The sequence below is a fragment of the Marixanthomonas spongiae genome (assembly GCF_003095375.1).
In the GTDB taxonomy this organism is placed as follows: Bacteria; Bacteroidota; Bacteroidia; order Flavobacteriales; family Flavobacteriaceae; genus Marixanthomonas; species Marixanthomonas spongiae.
In genome coordinates this window covers 273,983-288,706 of the sequence record NZ_QEHR01000001.1, presented here as the reverse complement: position 1 = coordinate 288,706, position 14,724 = coordinate 273,983, and the positions used below count along the sequence as shown (strand labels likewise).

13 protein-coding genes are annotated in these 14,724 nt (G+C 42.2%); 6 read left to right on the top strand and 7 right to left on the bottom strand.

The features are described from left to right. Nucleotides 1–39: 39 nt before the first annotated feature. The 6 genes from secG to miaB are packed head-to-tail and all read right to left on the bottom strand — an operon-like array spanning nt 40 to nt 5,540. Entirely contained in the window at nt 40–384 is a 345-nt protein-coding gene (secG, locus tag DDV96_RS01425; RefSeq protein ID WP_116692950.1) for a preprotein translocase subunit SecG, read from the bottom strand. 1 nt (nt 385) lies between these two features. Beyond that, entirely contained in the window at nt 386–1,369 is a 984-nt protein-coding gene (locus DDV96_RS01420; protein WP_116692949.1) for a hypothetical protein, read from the bottom strand. A 4-nt stretch (nt 1,370–1,373) separates the two neighbouring features. Further along, nucleotides 1,374–1,865 carry an LptE family protein gene (locus DDV96_RS01415; protein ID WP_116692948.1) on the bottom strand — a complete coding sequence of 164 codons (492 nt, stop codon included), beginning with the start codon at nt 1,863–1,865 and terminating at the stop codon, nt 1,374–1,376. A 33-nt stretch (nt 1,866–1,898) separates the two neighbouring features. Next, complete coding sequence (locus DDV96_RS01410) at nt 1,899–3,209, bottom strand: sigma-54 interaction domain-containing protein (protein ID WP_116692947.1); 1,311 nt, start codon at nt 3,207–3,209, stop codon at nt 1,899–1,901. Nucleotides 3,210–3,243: 34 nt separating this feature from the next. After that, nucleotides 3,244–4,089, bottom strand: a complete 846-nt coding sequence (locus DDV96_RS01405) for a hypothetical protein (RefSeq protein WP_116692946.1) — start codon at nt 4,087–4,089, stop codon at nt 3,244–3,246. Nucleotides 4,090–4,091: 2 nt separating this feature from the next. Further along, the gene (gene miaB, locus DDV96_RS01400; protein ID WP_116692945.1) at nt 4,092–5,540 is read right to left on the bottom strand and encodes a tRNA (N6-isopentenyl adenosine(37)-C2)-methylthiotransferase MiaB; all 1,449 of its coding nucleotides are present in this window, start codon (nt 5,538–5,540) and stop codon (nt 4,092–4,094) included. 135 nt (nt 5,541–5,675) lie between these two features. Here miaB and DDV96_RS01395 point away from each other — a divergent pair, with 135 nt between their 5' ends. Next, entirely contained in the window at nt 5,676–6,443 is a 768-nt protein-coding gene (locus DDV96_RS01395) for a hypothetical protein (RefSeq protein WP_116692944.1), read from the top strand. Between the two features lie 8 nt (nt 6,444–6,451). Here DDV96_RS01395 and DDV96_RS01390 read toward each other — a convergent pair whose 3' ends face one another. Beyond that, a complete protein-coding gene (locus tag DDV96_RS01390; protein WP_116692943.1) occupies nt 6,452–7,072 on the bottom strand; it encodes an inorganic diphosphatase in 621 nt (206 codons plus the stop codon). Nucleotides 7,073–7,211: 139 nt separating this feature from the next. Here DDV96_RS01390 and topA point away from each other — a divergent pair, with 139 nt between their 5' ends. The 5 genes from topA to porM all read left to right on the top strand — a co-directional run bounded on the left by topA (nt 7,212) and on the right by porM (nt 14,714). Further along, a complete protein-coding gene (gene topA / locus DDV96_RS01385; protein WP_116692942.1) occupies nt 7,212–9,716 on the top strand; it encodes a type I DNA topoisomerase in 2,505 nt (834 codons plus the stop codon). Next, entirely contained in the window at nt 9,716–10,879 is a 1,164-nt protein-coding gene (locus tag DDV96_RS01380; protein WP_116692941.1) for a formimidoylglutamase, read from the top strand. The genes topA and DDV96_RS01380 overlap by 1 nt, the downstream gene beginning before the upstream one ends. 112 nt (nt 10,880–10,991) lie before the next feature. Continuing rightward, on the top strand, nt 10,992–12,365 hold the full coding sequence (gene porK / locus DDV96_RS01375) for a T9SS ring complex lipoprotein PorK/GldK (protein WP_116692940.1): 1,374 nt from the start codon (nt 10,992–10,994) through the stop codon (nt 12,363–12,365). A gap of 75 nt (nt 12,366–12,440) precedes the next feature. After that, nucleotides 12,441–13,097: a type IX secretion system motor protein PorL/GldL gene (gene porL / locus DDV96_RS01370; RefSeq protein ID WP_116692939.1), complete on the top strand. Its 657-nt coding sequence runs from the start codon at nt 12,441–12,443 to the stop codon at nt 13,095–13,097. A gap of 45 nt (nt 13,098–13,142) precedes the next feature. Beyond that, nucleotides 13,143–14,714, top strand: coding sequence for a type IX secretion system motor protein PorM/GldM (gene porM / locus DDV96_RS01365; RefSeq protein WP_116692938.1), 1,572 nt, complete (start codon nt 13,143–13,145; stop codon nt 14,712–14,714). Nucleotides 14,715–14,724: the final 10 nt, after the last annotated feature.

Here is a 14,724-nt window from a genome sequence, read left to right as displayed (position 1 = left end):
GACAAGCTGGCATTTTCAATTCTCTTAAACGGACTTTTCTTAGTTCCCTTGTCCCGTAGTGTCTGTGTCTGCATCGGTCGCAGTGGGATCGAGCATTGGGGTTTCAATGGCTTCATCGCCAAAGGTATCGGTTGGGGCTGCGCCGCTTCCGCCCATAATTGGGATGTTGCTCAACAGGATCAACGCCAACAGCACGATGGCCAAGGTCCAGGTGCTCTTGTCGAGAAAGTCGGTCGTTTTTTTAACACCGCCCATTTGCTGGCCACCGCCACCGCCAAAAGTGGAAGACAATCCGCCTCCTTTGGGGTTTTGTACCATAACGACTACCACCAATAAAAAGGCGACAAAAATGATCAAGACTAAAAATATTGTAAACGTACTCATATTATTGTGTATCTATTAGTTTTTCGATTGCACGAATTTGGTCTGCAAAGAAACCACTTTTTTCGGGATTTTTCAAAATTAATATTTTATATGCTTGCATGGCCTTTTTATAGTTTTTTTGTTGCAGGTAAACTTTCGCCAATGTCTCGGTCATCAACGCCTTAGGCGTTTGGGTATAAGGCTCGGCCAGGTTGGTTTTGGAAAGCTGCTGTTCGGCAGGTTTTATTTTGGGTTTTTCCTGAATGAACTTTTCAATCATTTTAAACTTGCGTTCTTGATCTGAGGTCTGGGTTTCTTGTTTTTTTTCCTGAATGCAGGCAGGCAAGGCTTCGGAAATACTTTCATCAACTTTTTGGCTTTCCGTTTTTTTTTCTGCTGATCGGTCGATGGGCTTGGCTTGGGTCAATTTTAACCATTCGCTAAAAGAATGCGTGTCTTTTTTGGTAAAATCGATCGGTTTGTCCAGTTCCAGCGTTTTTTCTGCTTCGGCTTTATCTTTTTCTGAAGAAGTTGCTTCAGGTTCGCCTGTGGTTTCTTCTTCCGAAGGGATACCGGCCAGCTTTTCCACCGAGTGGTATTTGCGTTCAAACAGATCGGGGTTCAAAATGGCCTCGGCTTTTTTCAATTCGGCTTTCATCTGGTTGTCCAGTTCAGTGGCCGTTTGTTTGGAAACATCTTCTGAAACCACTTCAATTTCGTTGACCGCCGGATCGTGCTGCTGAATGAGCTGCGAAATTTCATTTTGGGCGAACGTTTCCGAAGTGATAAATTCAAACAAAATATCGCGGTTGGTGGTGTAAGCGGCAGTAACCTTTAACGCATCGTTGTACAAAAAGCTGCTTTGGTTTTTAAGGGCTTTTAACTGCAAGGCCCGGGCGCTTTGAAAATAGGGGAATTTGCTGATCACTACTTCCAACTGCTCCATGGCCTCTTTGTTCAATTGTTGAGGTTTTGATAGTAGATCGGTATAGGTTTCAGTGTTCAAAATATTACCAATTTGCGAGCGATTTGTTAAAAATATCTTGTGTAATGCGTTCAAAAATCACGTTTAGCGCATCGTCGAGTGCGGCGCCGGTTAATTGTGCGGCACCATCATAATCGTAGTAGAAAGAAAAGCGTTGCTCAAAGTCTTTTTCTTCGTCGTTGGAGTTATAAAACCGGACGTTCACGGCTACGGTCAACCGGTTTTGCGCTGCGGTGCTCTGCGATGTCGCCGTGATGGGCGCGATGTAATATTCCACGATTTCGCCTTCGTAAACAAGGTCGCCGTTATTGTTCACCAGGTCAAGGCTTGTTTGGTTCAGCAAGAGGTCTTGCAGCTGAATGGTGAAATCCCGCGCAATTCCTGGTTCTACAATTGGGGCGTTGTTTTGAAACAGGTTTACCTGAAAGGTCTTGGTGCGTGAATAATCGATATCGGCACCGGTAAACGAGTACACGCCACAACCTTGCAACAGCATTGCGGTTATGCAAATGAACATTATGTGCTTTATTTTTTTCAACTGCCTGCTTGGTTATAGATTGTACTGTTTTATTTTGCGGTAAAGGGTGCGTTCGGAAATGCCGAGTTCTTCGGCGGCGTCCTTGCGTTTTCCGTCGTATTTTTCCAAAGATTTTTTAATGAGCTCCAGTTCTTTTTCCTGAAGCGAGAGGCTTTCTTCTTCTTGGATTTCTTCGGCAAAATCGTATTTGTCGTTTCTTTTTTCTTCTTCGGAATTGCCCCTGGAATGGTTAGGGTCTTTTTCTGAAACTTTTGAAGGAATGCCCAGCACTTCAATATCTGAAGCGGAGTCATCATCTTCCACTATAGATGCCAAGTGCTCTTCGTGGTTGTTGTCTTCATCGTAGATTTTATTGATCAAGGACGAATTTTCTTCCCGCACCTTGCTGGCGTTCCCGCTCTTCATCAACTCCAGCGTCAATTTTTTTAAATCGTTTACATCGCGTTGCATATCGAACAGCACTTTGTACAATATCTCGCGCTCGTTGCTAAAGCTGCTTTCTTCCTTTTTAGTGTTGATTATTGCGGGAAGGTTGCTGCCTACGTTGGGCAAGTAGTTTTTTAAGGTCTCATGCGAGATGGAACGTTCTTGCTCCAAGACCGAAATTTGCTCGGCGATATTTCGAAGCTGCCTAATGTTTCCGCCCCAGCGGTATTTCAATAATAACTCAACAGCGTCATCGTTCAACCGTACCGTGGGCATTTTATATTTTTGGGCAAAATCTGCCGCAAACTTGCGGAACAACAAATGGATGTCGTCCTTGCGTTCGCGCAACGGCGGGATGTTTATTTCTACCGTGCTTAGGCGGTAATATAAATCTTCCCTGAATTTTTCTTTTTGAATGGCCTGCGCCATGTTCACATTGGTGGCGGCCACGATGCGTACATCGGTTTTTTGTATTTTGGAAGAACCAACCTTTAAAAATTCGCCGTTTTCCAGTACCCGTAACAATCGTACTTGCGTAGGTAAAGGCAGTTCGCCCACTTCATCTAAGAAAATGGTTCCGCCATCGGCAACTTCAAAATAACCGCTCCTTGTTGCCGTTGCACCGGTAAAGGCTCCTTTTTCGTGACCAAATAACTCACTGTCTATGGTTCCTTCCGGGATGGCGCCACAGTTTACGGCAATGTATTTTCCATGTTTTCTATGCGAAAGCGCGTGGATTATTTTAGGGATGCTTTCTTTTCCTACACCACTCTCGCCGGTCACCAATACCGAAATATCGGTAGGCGCCACCTGGATGGCTTTTTCTATGGCACGGTTTAATTTGGGGTCGTCCCCAATAATCCCGAACCGTTGTTTTGTTGCTTGTATGCTTTCCATAGTCACCCCCTGCGAAGGCAGGGGTCTTTTTAATTTAATAATATTCAAAACTCCTTTCAATCACTGAACCATCTTCTCTTATCGTTGTGGAACTTATGGGGTAATCGTCTTTCTTATATTGAAAAACGGTTTCTTCTTTTCCTCCCGGTATATTATGGATTGTTGTGACATTATTAATAGAATATGAAGTGTCAAAAGTAAAATCAATATCATATAAATAATGTTCCGTAAGGATATATTGCATAGGCTTCTTTATGAAAAATTGAAATAAGGGATTTGGCGTATCAACTGTTTCAAAAATATACTTTCTTCCATTCAGTTGACTTATTTCGCTGACTTGATTATCCTTGTATTTAATAAAATTTGTAATCCAAAAACTTGGACCTGATTGATGATACGTCTCTATAATCTTTCCTTTATTATCAAACTTTATATAGCCAGACCTTTCAGTTTCCAACTCCTCAAAGTCAACTCTATTTGTGCTATATGTAAATGTAGTATGATAAGGCTCGTGAGTGCCATCCCCATAATCGGTTAATTTCACTAATTGATTATTGCTGTTATACTCATAAGTGCGATGATTTCGTGCAAATTCATCATTTTCAGAATATAACTTTATGCTTTCTAAATTTTGTTGGTCATTATAGATAAAAAGTGAATAAGGCCTTTCGTTTTCACTACTTCCATCAAATATCCATATTTCTTTAGAAACAGTTCCGTCCTCATTATAATATCTAATGAAAGTATCATTGTTATGAGCTTCAGTTAGTTTTGAAATTTTCAAATCAACCGTTTCTTCAGTCTCTTCAGCCTTGTTTGAATCATCTGAAGAACAACTCAAAAAAAGGATGGGGATTAAAAGCAGCAATACGTTTTTCATTCTTAATTATTTTCTGAATATCCCACAGCTTCCCCAATCAAGGTGGCCGTAGTGCAATCGTTTATTTTCACATTTACAAAGTCGCCTACTTTATAGTGTTCTTTTGGGAAAACCGCAACGGTGTTTTGCTCGGTACGGCCGCTCCATTCTTTATCGCTTTTCTTGGATTCTTTTTCAATCAATACTTCCACGGTTTTGCCCAAAAACTGTTTGGTGCGGTAAGCGCTGTGCTGTTGTTGCAGGTTTACGATCTCGGTCAACCGGCGTTTTTTAACGGCTTCTGGTACATCGTCTTCCAGTTTGCGCGCGGCCATGGTCCCAGGCCTTTCTGAATACATAAACATAAACCCGAAGTCGTACTTAACGTATTCCATTAAGGTTAAGGTGTCTTGGTGGTCTTGTTCTGTTTCCGTAGGGAAACCAGCGATCATGTCCTGCGAAATGGCACAATTGGGGATGATTTCGCGTACCTTGTCAATCAATTCAAAATATTCTTCGCGGGTGTGCTGGCGGTTCATTTCTTTTAAAATACGGGTACTTCCGCTTTGTACCGGTAGATGGATGTAATTGCAAATGTTTCTATGTTTCGCCATGCTGTGCAACACGTCTTCGGTCATATCCTGCGGGTTGCTGGTAGAAAACCGAATGCGCATCTTGGGTTGTGCGGTTGCCACCAAATCCAATAGGCCGGCAAAGTTGGTGGCCGTGGCTTTTTGCATGTCGGTCGCGTTTTTAAAATCTTTTTTCAACCCGCCGCCGTACCACAAGTAACTATCCACGTTTTGGCCCAAAAGGGTTATTTCTTTGTAGCCTTTTTCGGCTAAATCGTTTACTTCGGCTACAATACTTTGTGGATCACGGCTGCGTTCGCGCCCTCTTGTAAACGGCACCACGCAAAAGGTGCACATATTGTCGCAGCCACGGGTAATACTCACAAAAGCGGTTACGCCATTGCCGCCCAAACGTACCGGTGATACGTCGCCGTAAGTTTCTTCTTTGCTCAGGATAACATTTACGACATCGCGGCCGGCTTCAACCTCTTCAATTAAATTGGGGAGGTCTTTGTAGGCATCGGGGCCTACTACCATGTCCACGATTTTTTCTTCTTCCAGAAACTTGCTTTTTAAGCGTTCGGCCATACAGCCCAAGACGCCTACTTTCATTTTTGGATTGGTGCGTTTTACGGCGTTGTATTTTTCAAGGCGTTTTCTCACGGTCTGTTCGGCCTTGTCCCGGATGGAGCAGGTGTTAACCAGCACCAAATCGGCCTCATCCAGTTGTTGGGTGGTGTTGAAACCTTCTTTTGCCAAGATGGAGGCCACAATCTCGCTGTCGCTAAAATTCATTTGGCAGCCGTAACTTTCAATATAGAGTTTTCTGGCGTTTTGCTGTTGTGGTTCTAAAACCAACGCTTCGCCTTGTTTGTTTTCGTCAATGATTTTCTCTTCCATAGTTCAATCTAAATAATATGAATTGCTATAAAAACAATTGGATGGGCAAAGATACAATTAAAAACGGGTTCGTGCCAAAATGGCAGTTTTCTTTTTTATAAATTTACCATCTAAACAACCAAACCAATCAAAAAAATGAAACATGTGATATTTCAGAAAGTAGAACAAGCCAACAAACCAGATTTTGGCGATGTATTGTCAAAGAGTTTTGAGCTGTTCAAAAAAGTATGGGTAGAAGGCACCGTGCACGTTTTAATTACATTTGCTATAGCTATTCCCGTGATGATTTTGGCTTACCTTCCATTAGTGCCCGTGATGATAGCCGATAGTAAATTGCCCCATGGAGAGGAATTCGACCCTTTTGTAGCCTATTCATTACCGGTAATTATAGGGTATATTTTGCTTTTGCTTGTGTTGATCCTTGTTTCGCAAGTGTTTGCCTATGGGATTTCCGCCCATTTTTATAAGGTTATTCAAAAAGCGGACACTGGCAAGCCACTTGATACCGGTGGTTATTTTGTTTTTCTGAAACGTAATTTCGGAAAACTTTTTGTTTTGTCATTGACAGCCATGGGGATTGCCCTTTTAGCGACATTATTATGTTACCTTCCATTATTTTACGTGATGGTTCCCTTGCAGTTGTTTATTGTGCTATTTGCTTTTAATCCTCAATTGTCCGTTTCAGAAATCATCAAGGCAAGTTTTAAATTGGGCAACAAATTCTGGCTTATCATTTTTGGACTCATCATTTTATCTAGCCTCATTGCGCAATTGGGAATGTTGTTGTGTTTTGTGGGGGTGTTTGTGACGGCTTCTTTCGTGCATTTGCCTATGTATTATGTGTATAAAGATTCGATTGGTTTTGATGAAGATCCTTTGCCTTCGGAAACAGTGACTATATAATTAGGGAGTCATTTTTTTAAAACTTTATTTATTTCAGCAAGCGCCTCTTTCTCATCACCCCAACCTTCGATGACTATCGTATCTGCGGGGTCATAATTGGAAAACCAAAGCTCGATAATCTTTAGGGCATCGGGATATTTTTCTGAAAATTCAGTTAATGATGTAGCCGAAACCGTTTGGAGTCTTTTTTCTGAAGGAATACAGATCACCTTATAGTCCTGTTCGCCATTGTCCATCAATTTAAGCATGCCTATTGGGATGGTTTCCACCACAGAGCCCGAAAGCAAACTGGAAGAAATAACCAGCGCATCCAACGGGTCGCCGTCGCCACCTTTTTCTGGATCTGAATAGGTAGAAGGGATAAACCCGTAATTTCCCGGGTACGGCAAGTATTCGATAAGGCGGTCTTTCCCGTTCTGTTGGTCTACTTTTAATTTGTTGAGTTTTTTGTTATATTCTATTTTGGCATTAGTACCGGCCGGTATTTCAATGGCCACGTGAACCGCATTGTTGCTTGAAAAAGTAGGCACATCTGCCAAAGACCGGCAACTTTGAAGTAAAAAGACAGCCGTTCCTACAAGCATCAACTTTAAAGCGAGCTGTTTTCTAAGTGCAAAAAATGAAATCATACGTTGGGTGGTATTAAAATTTGATCATTTAATCTCTTGATTTTTTGGCTTATATCGTGTTAACGGAAACCTAAATTTTATTGGCCGAACAACGGAGTAAAAAAAATCACATACTTTTGTAACCCAAACAAAAATCAATATGGCAAAGAATTTAGTGATAGTAGAGTCGCCCGCAAAGGCTAAGACCATTGAAAAATTCCTCGGAAAAGATTTCAAGGTCACCTCCAGCTTTGGGCACATTGCAGACCTGCCGTCCAAGGAAATAGGGGTGGATACCGAAGGGGATTTCACGCCTAAATATATCGTGCCAAGCGATAAAAAGAGCTTGGTAAGGGATTTGAAAAAATTAGCTAATAGCGCTGAAACCGTATGGCTGGCGAGTGATGAAGACCGGGAAGGAGAAGCGATAGCGTGGCATTTGGCCGAAGAGTTGGACCTGAAAGACGAAAAAACAAAACGCATTGTTTTTCACGAAATCACGAAAACCGCCATTTTAAAAGCAATAGAAAACCCTCGAAAAATAGATTACAACCTCGTCAATGCCCAGCAGGCACGCCGTATTTTGGATCGCTTGGTAGGGTATGAGCTTTCCCCGGTATTGTGGCGAAAGGTAAAAGGAGGCCTTTCCGCTGGGCGTGTGCAAAGTGTGGCCGTGCGTTTAATTGTGGAACGCGAACGCGATATCGAGGCCTTCAGTCCGGTGGCTTCGTATCGCGTGGATGCCGAATTTAAAACCGAAGACGGCAGCACCTTTAAAGCAAAAATTCCGAAGAATTTTGAAACCGAAAAAGAAGCACGCGAATTTCTTCAGAAAAACGTAGGTGCCAACTATAAAATAGCCGACCTCACCAAAAAACCGGCAAAAAAATCACCAGCACCGCCATTTACCACCTCTACCTTGCAGCAAGAAGCGTCGAGAAAATTATATTTTTCGGTAGGAAAAACAATGACCATCGCCCAACGTCTGTACGAAGCTGGCTTAATCACCTATATGCGTACCGATAGCGTGAACCTTTCCAATGATGCCAAAAAAGCGGCCGAAAAGGAAATCGGTTCGGCGTATGGCGAAAAATACAGTAAACCGCGCAATTACAAAGGAAAATCGAAAGGAGCGCAAGAGGCCCACGAAGCCATACGGCCTACCGATATGTCGCGACACGGCATCAGTGGGGATCGCGACCAAGAACGGTTGTACGATTTAATATGGAAACGAACCATTGCTTCACAAATGAGCGATGCGCAATTGGAGCGAACCAATGTGAAAATAGATGTACTCGGAAAAGAAAAAGTAGAAGAGCAATTTACTGCCAATGGCGAAATGATAAAATTTGACGGTTTCCTTAAAGTATATCTGGAAGGTACCGATACCGAAGACGAAGAAAAAGACGGCATGTTGCCAAAATTGACCAAAGGCGACACTCTCGACAACAAGTACATAACTGCCACCGAACGCTTTACAAGGCCTCCGTACCGCTTCACCGAAGCTTCCCTCGTGAAACGGTTGGAAGAGTTGGGTATTGGACGTCCGTCAACGTACGCACCTACAATTTCTACTATCATCAGCAGAAATTATATTGAAAAAGGAACGGTGGAAGGTGAGGAGCGCAAATACCTTCAGTTAACGTTGGCGAAGGATACTGTTAAAGATAAAACGCTGACCGAAACTGTTGGCAGTGATAAAGGAAAATTGGTGCCCACCGATATTGGGATGATCGTGAACGACTTTTTGGTGGAGCACTTCGGAAATATCCTTGATTACAACTTTACCGCTAAAGTGGAAGAAGATTTTGATGACATAGCCGAAGGAAAAGAAGAGTGGAAAGAGATGCTTCAGGAGTTTTATGAAAAATTCCATCCCCATGTGGAAGATGTGCAGGAAAATGCCGAACGAGAGAGCGGGGAACGTATTTTGGGTGAGCATCCTGAAAGTGGAAGGACCGTTTTGGTTCGATTAGGAAAATACGGCCCTATGGCCCAAATTGGGGCGCCAGAAGATGACGAAAAACAATTCGCCAGCCTCCGTCCAGACCAGCAATTGCATTTGGTAACTTTAGAAGAAGTGCTGGACTTGTTTAAACTGCCAAAAGATTTAGGGGTGTATGACGGCGAAGAGGTAGAGACCAACAACGGCCGTTATGGGCCGTATGTGCGTTGGGGGAAAAAATTCATTTCACTTCCCAAAGGAATGGATCCTCTTGATGTTGATATGGCAAAAGCCAAAGAATTGATAGAAGAAAAGAAAAAAGCCGATGCCCCCATTTATGAATACGAAGGATTGCCCGTAACCAAAGGGAAAGGCCGTTTTGGTCCATTCATTAAATGGAACAATATGTTCATTAATGTGAACAAAAAGTACGATTTCGATAACCTTTCGGAAGAAGACCTCATTGAACTCATCGAGGCCAAAAAGCAAAAAGAAATAGACAAGCTCATCAACGAATGGCCTGATGAAGGCATTCGGTTGGAAAAAGCACGGTGGGGTCGTTTCAACCTTATTAAAGGCAAAACCAAGGTAGAGCTGCCAAAATCAACAAAAGCCGATAAGATAACCTTAGAAGAAGCCAAGGATATTTTAGAGAAGAAAGCGCCAAAAAAGAAAACGCGTAAAAAATCAACCAAGAAAAAGACTGCCAAGAAAAAATAATGATAGAATTTCTCTCGCCGATTTCAAAAAAAACGATCGCGCACAAAGAGGTTTTGCCCGAAGGCGTTTTAGGGAAACAGATTGATGCCCATACCGCCGAAGGGGAATTGCCCGATTTACAACATACAAAGTTCGCCCTCTTGGGCATACTAGAAAACAGGAAGGATGTAAATTATCTGGGCGAAACCGTTTCGTTGGATGCGTTTAGAAAAGCGTTTTATGCCCTGTATCCAGGCAATTGGTCACACGGCATTGTCGATCTGGGCGATATCAAAAAGGGCGAAACTGTGGAGGACACCTATTTTGCCGTTAAAACAGTGGTGGAGGCCTTGTTGAAAAAAAAGATTGCCCCATTGATTTTAGGCGGAAGCCAAGACCTGTTATATGCTCAGTACCGTGCGTACGACTCCCACGGAAGTATGGTGAATATAGTGAACGTGGATACTAATTTTGACCTTGGCGATGCCGAGAAACCCATCAACAATAAATCCTATGTTGGTAAAATCATTGTCGATAAACCTTACAATCTTTTTAACTACAGCACATTAGGGTATCAGTCTTATTTTAACCCTCCAGGCGAGATTGCTTTAATGGAGAAACTGTATTTTGATGCGTACAGATTGGGCGAAGTAACCCGCGACATTACGGTTGTCGAGCCCATTTTGCGGGATGCCGATGTGGTGGCTTTGGATATTTCGGCAATAAAAAGCACAGAAATGAGTTATGCTACTACAGCCAGTCCCAACGGGTTCGATGGACGGGAGATTTGTGCCATATCCCGTTATGCGGGAATCAGCAACCGTGTGAGTTCTTTTGGGATTTATGAACTGAAAGATTTTAAAAATGCTGAAACCGGTGCTATGTTGGTGGCACAGGTGCTTTGGTATTTTATCGAGGGTGTTAATTTTAGGGTTCAAGAAGGTGATTTTAGCAATGACCAGCACTATACCACCTATAAAGTACCGGTCGATGACGATATTTTAGTGTTTAAAAAGAGCAATAAAACCGGAAGATGGTGGATTGAGTTGCCTTTTATTTCAAATGTTAATAATAAATTAAAAACACCAACGTTATTACCTTGCACTTATGGCGATTATTTGAGTGCAACCAATCAGGAAATCCCTGAGCGGTGGTTTAAGGCCCGCCGCAAAAACGAAGTATAATCTAACAAACTAAGAACAAAGAGAGTTAAGGTTTTTTTAAAAATATGTTGCTTTTTAAATATTTTATAAATAGGTTTACGCCCTTAAATCTCGAAAACTTAACCTGATACCTATGAAGAAGTTTATTGCATTAACTGCGATCGTTGCCTTTTTATTTAGTTGTAATTCCGGAGACCGGGGTGAGCTAATAGGCGCCGAAGGTAAAAAATGGCATCCCGAAAAACCATATGGGATGACTCTTGTCCCTGGTGGATCTTTCATCATGGGTAAAGCTGACGACGACTTTGTGGCCGTTAACGACGCGCCTACAAAAACCGTGACTGTTCGTTCGTTCTATATGGACGAAACCGAAATCACCAATGCCGAGTACCGACAGTTCGTAAACTGGGTACGCGACTCTACCGTACGCCTTAAATTGGCAATCTTGGCCGATGAGGTGGGCGAAACACCCGGCAATGGCGGTATTGGCGAATATGCGTTTGTGGACCAAGAAAACGAGGAAATGACCCCTTGGGAACAATACAACTACGACAATTATTACGGCATGGGCGAAGATTACTATGCAGGAAGAAAAATCAATAACGATATTGATATTATTTGGGATACTTCAGAATTTCCAGATGAATACTATTCCGAAGTGATGGACACCATGTACATCCCAGCTGAAGAAGCCTACAACGGCCAGCGTACCATTGATGTGGACAAATTGAAATTTCAGTACACCTACATGGATATTGGTGCGGCGGCAAAAGCCAAAAACAAAAACAGAAAAGACTTTATAAAAAAGGAAGAGATAAAAATCTATCCAGACACTACCGTTTGGATAAAAGACTTCAACTATTCTTATAACGAACCAATGCACAACGACTATTTTTGGCACGAAGCCTACAGCGATTATCCCGTGGTTGGGGTAAACTGGAAACAGGCCAAAGCATTTTGTGCGTGGAGGACCTTGTATAAAAACGCCTATCAAAAATCCCGAAACCGTCAGCATGTAAACTCGTTCCGTCTTCCTGGGGAAGCAGAATGGGAGTACGCTGCGAGAGGGGGATTGGAATCTGCTACCTACCCTTGGGGTGGCCCTTATGCAAAAAATGATAGAGGTTGTTTTATGGCAAACTTTAAACCCTTGCGTGGCGACTACGCTGCTGATCAAGCGCTTTATACCGTTGAAGCAGATGCGTATGAACCAAATGATTACAACCTGTACAACATGGCCGGTAACGTAAGCGAGTGGGTCGCTTCTTCTTACGATCCCGCTTCGTATGAATATACATCGACCATGAACCCTAACGTGAACGATCCCGACAATATGCGAAAAGTGGTTCGTGGCGGTTCTTGGAAAGATGTTGCCTACTTCTTGCAAGTAAGCACCCGCGACTATGAATATGCAGATTCTGCACGAAGCTATATCGGTTTCAGAACGGTACAGGACTATATGGGTACCGATGTAACCCTTAACGAAAATTTTGGTGACGGACGATAAGCCCCTGTCTTGCAACCAACCTTTAACTTAAACAAAAACATAACTTAACTAATCTAAACTAAAAACTTTTCAATTATGGCACAGTCAAAATCATCAAAAAAACTGTTTAATATGGCCTATGGCCTTGGTGCGTCTATCGTAATATTAGGAGCTTTATTTAAAATCCTGCACTGGGAGTTACCTTTAGGCTTTGCTACCTTAACAGGTGGGTTTCTACTCGCAGTAGGACTTATTACCGAAGCAATCATTTTTGCTATTTCGGCCTTCGAGCCGGTAGATGACGATTTGGATTGGTCTTTGGTATATCCTGAACTGGCAGGAGGCCAAACTAGGGCAAAAAAGAAAGAGGAAGCTAAAGATGCAGAAGGATTGCTGTCCAAAAAACTGGACGCTATGTTGAAAGATGCCCGTATCGATTCAGAATTAATGAACAGCTTAAGCACGAGCATCCGTTCTTTTGAAGGAGCTGCAAAAGGCATGGCCCCAACGGCTGAAGCTATGAGCTCTACCAAAAAATACAGCGAGGAAATGGCCTTGGCAGCAGCCCAGATGGAATCGTTGAACAGCTTGTACAAAGTTCAAGTAGAATCTACCAGCCGCCAAGCCGAAGTAAACGAGCAAGTAGCCGAAAACGCGACCCAGCTAAAACAACAAATGGAGCATTTGGCAACCAACCTATCATCGCTTAACGGTGTGTATGGTGGAATGCTTTCAGCAATGAACAGAAACTAATCCGGTTTTTCAACCAACTATCTTTAATTTTTAAAAAAGAAACACATGGCACAAGGAAAACTAGGACCCCGGCAGAAGATGATCAACCTGATGTATTTGATCTTTATCGCTATGCTGGCTTTAAATATGTCAAAAGAAGTACTGTCTGCTTTTGGACTTTTAAATGAAAAAATTCAATCTTCAAATGTAGATGCTTCACAGCGAAATCAAGCATTTATGGAAGGATTAGCTACCAAAGCTAATGATGAGCCAGCACAATATGGTGCTGTGGAAGAAAAGGCGAAAGAGATTTCAGCAATCACATCAGATTTAGACACCTATCTTGAAAATCTAAAGGCTGGTGCTGTTAAAAATATGGAAGACCCTACCGAATATGAGGTAATGGATAAAGCAGATTATTTTAACAACCTATTTTTTGTAGGCGATAAGTTAAGGCCAGAAGGACAAGAATTCATTGATAAAATGAATACGTATCGAACCTCAATGATCGAAGTTCTTTCTGATACGGCTGTTGCTAACAAGGTTGCGGGAGTAGAAGCGTTAAAAGAAGATATCAATGATAACTTTAGCACGGATCCTGTTAAAAGAGAGGGAGGCAATCAAAATTGGTTGAATTATCATTATGAAGGGTTCCCTTTAATTGCTTCGTTGACTAAAATGACATCTATTCAAAATGATGTAAAGACAAATCAAAGCGAAATACTGCAGAAAATGCTATCTGGTCAACAAGCTATGGCTCTTTCTTTTAATAAGTATACAACACTTCTTGAGCAACCTAAATCAGCTTATTATTCAGGTGAAAATTTTAATGGGGCAATTGTACTTGGAAAAAAGGACGATGCTACAAAACCAGATAGTGTTGAATTAACTTTAGATGGAAAACCTTTAACTGAAAATCAATATACTATTGAAGATGGGCGTGTTTTACTAAATATTAGTGCTGGAAGTCCAGGTGATCACGAAATTAAAGGTAAACTGGTATTTTTGCAAAATGGAAAACCAGTAGGTATTAATGTTGATCAAAAATTTTCAACCATTTCAAAACCTAATTCAGCTGTGATTTCTGCCGATAAAATGAACGTGGTGTATCGTGGTGTGGACAACCCAATGACGGTCTCCATCCCCGGTATTCCAGATAATAAGGTAAATGCCACTGCTCCTGGTTTGAGTAAAGTCTCCGGTAGTAAATATGTAATGCGTCCTACTTCGGGATCAAAGGTGACAATTACAGCCAGCGGAACTTTACCCGACGGGCAACGTATAAGTACCCCAAAAGAATTCCGTATCAAAGGCATTCCAGCCCCAATTGGAGCGGTGCGTGGCGAAACGGGAATTGTAAGAATGCAGCGGCAAGGACTGGAGATTGCCAGTATAAGCGCCATTCTTGAAGACTTTGATTTTGACCTTAACCTACGGGTAACCGGTTTCAGCTTTAAAGTTTCAGGACAACCTACTGTAACGGTCAATGGAACTAAACTAAACGCCCAAGCCAAAGCAGCCTTGCGTAGGGCAAAACGTGGCGAAGCGGTACAAATTTACGATATCAATACCAGTATTTCAGGCAGCAATGTTAAGTTGAAGAAAACAGCTCCTGTATTTATTGAGTTGACAAATTAGAATACTAAAA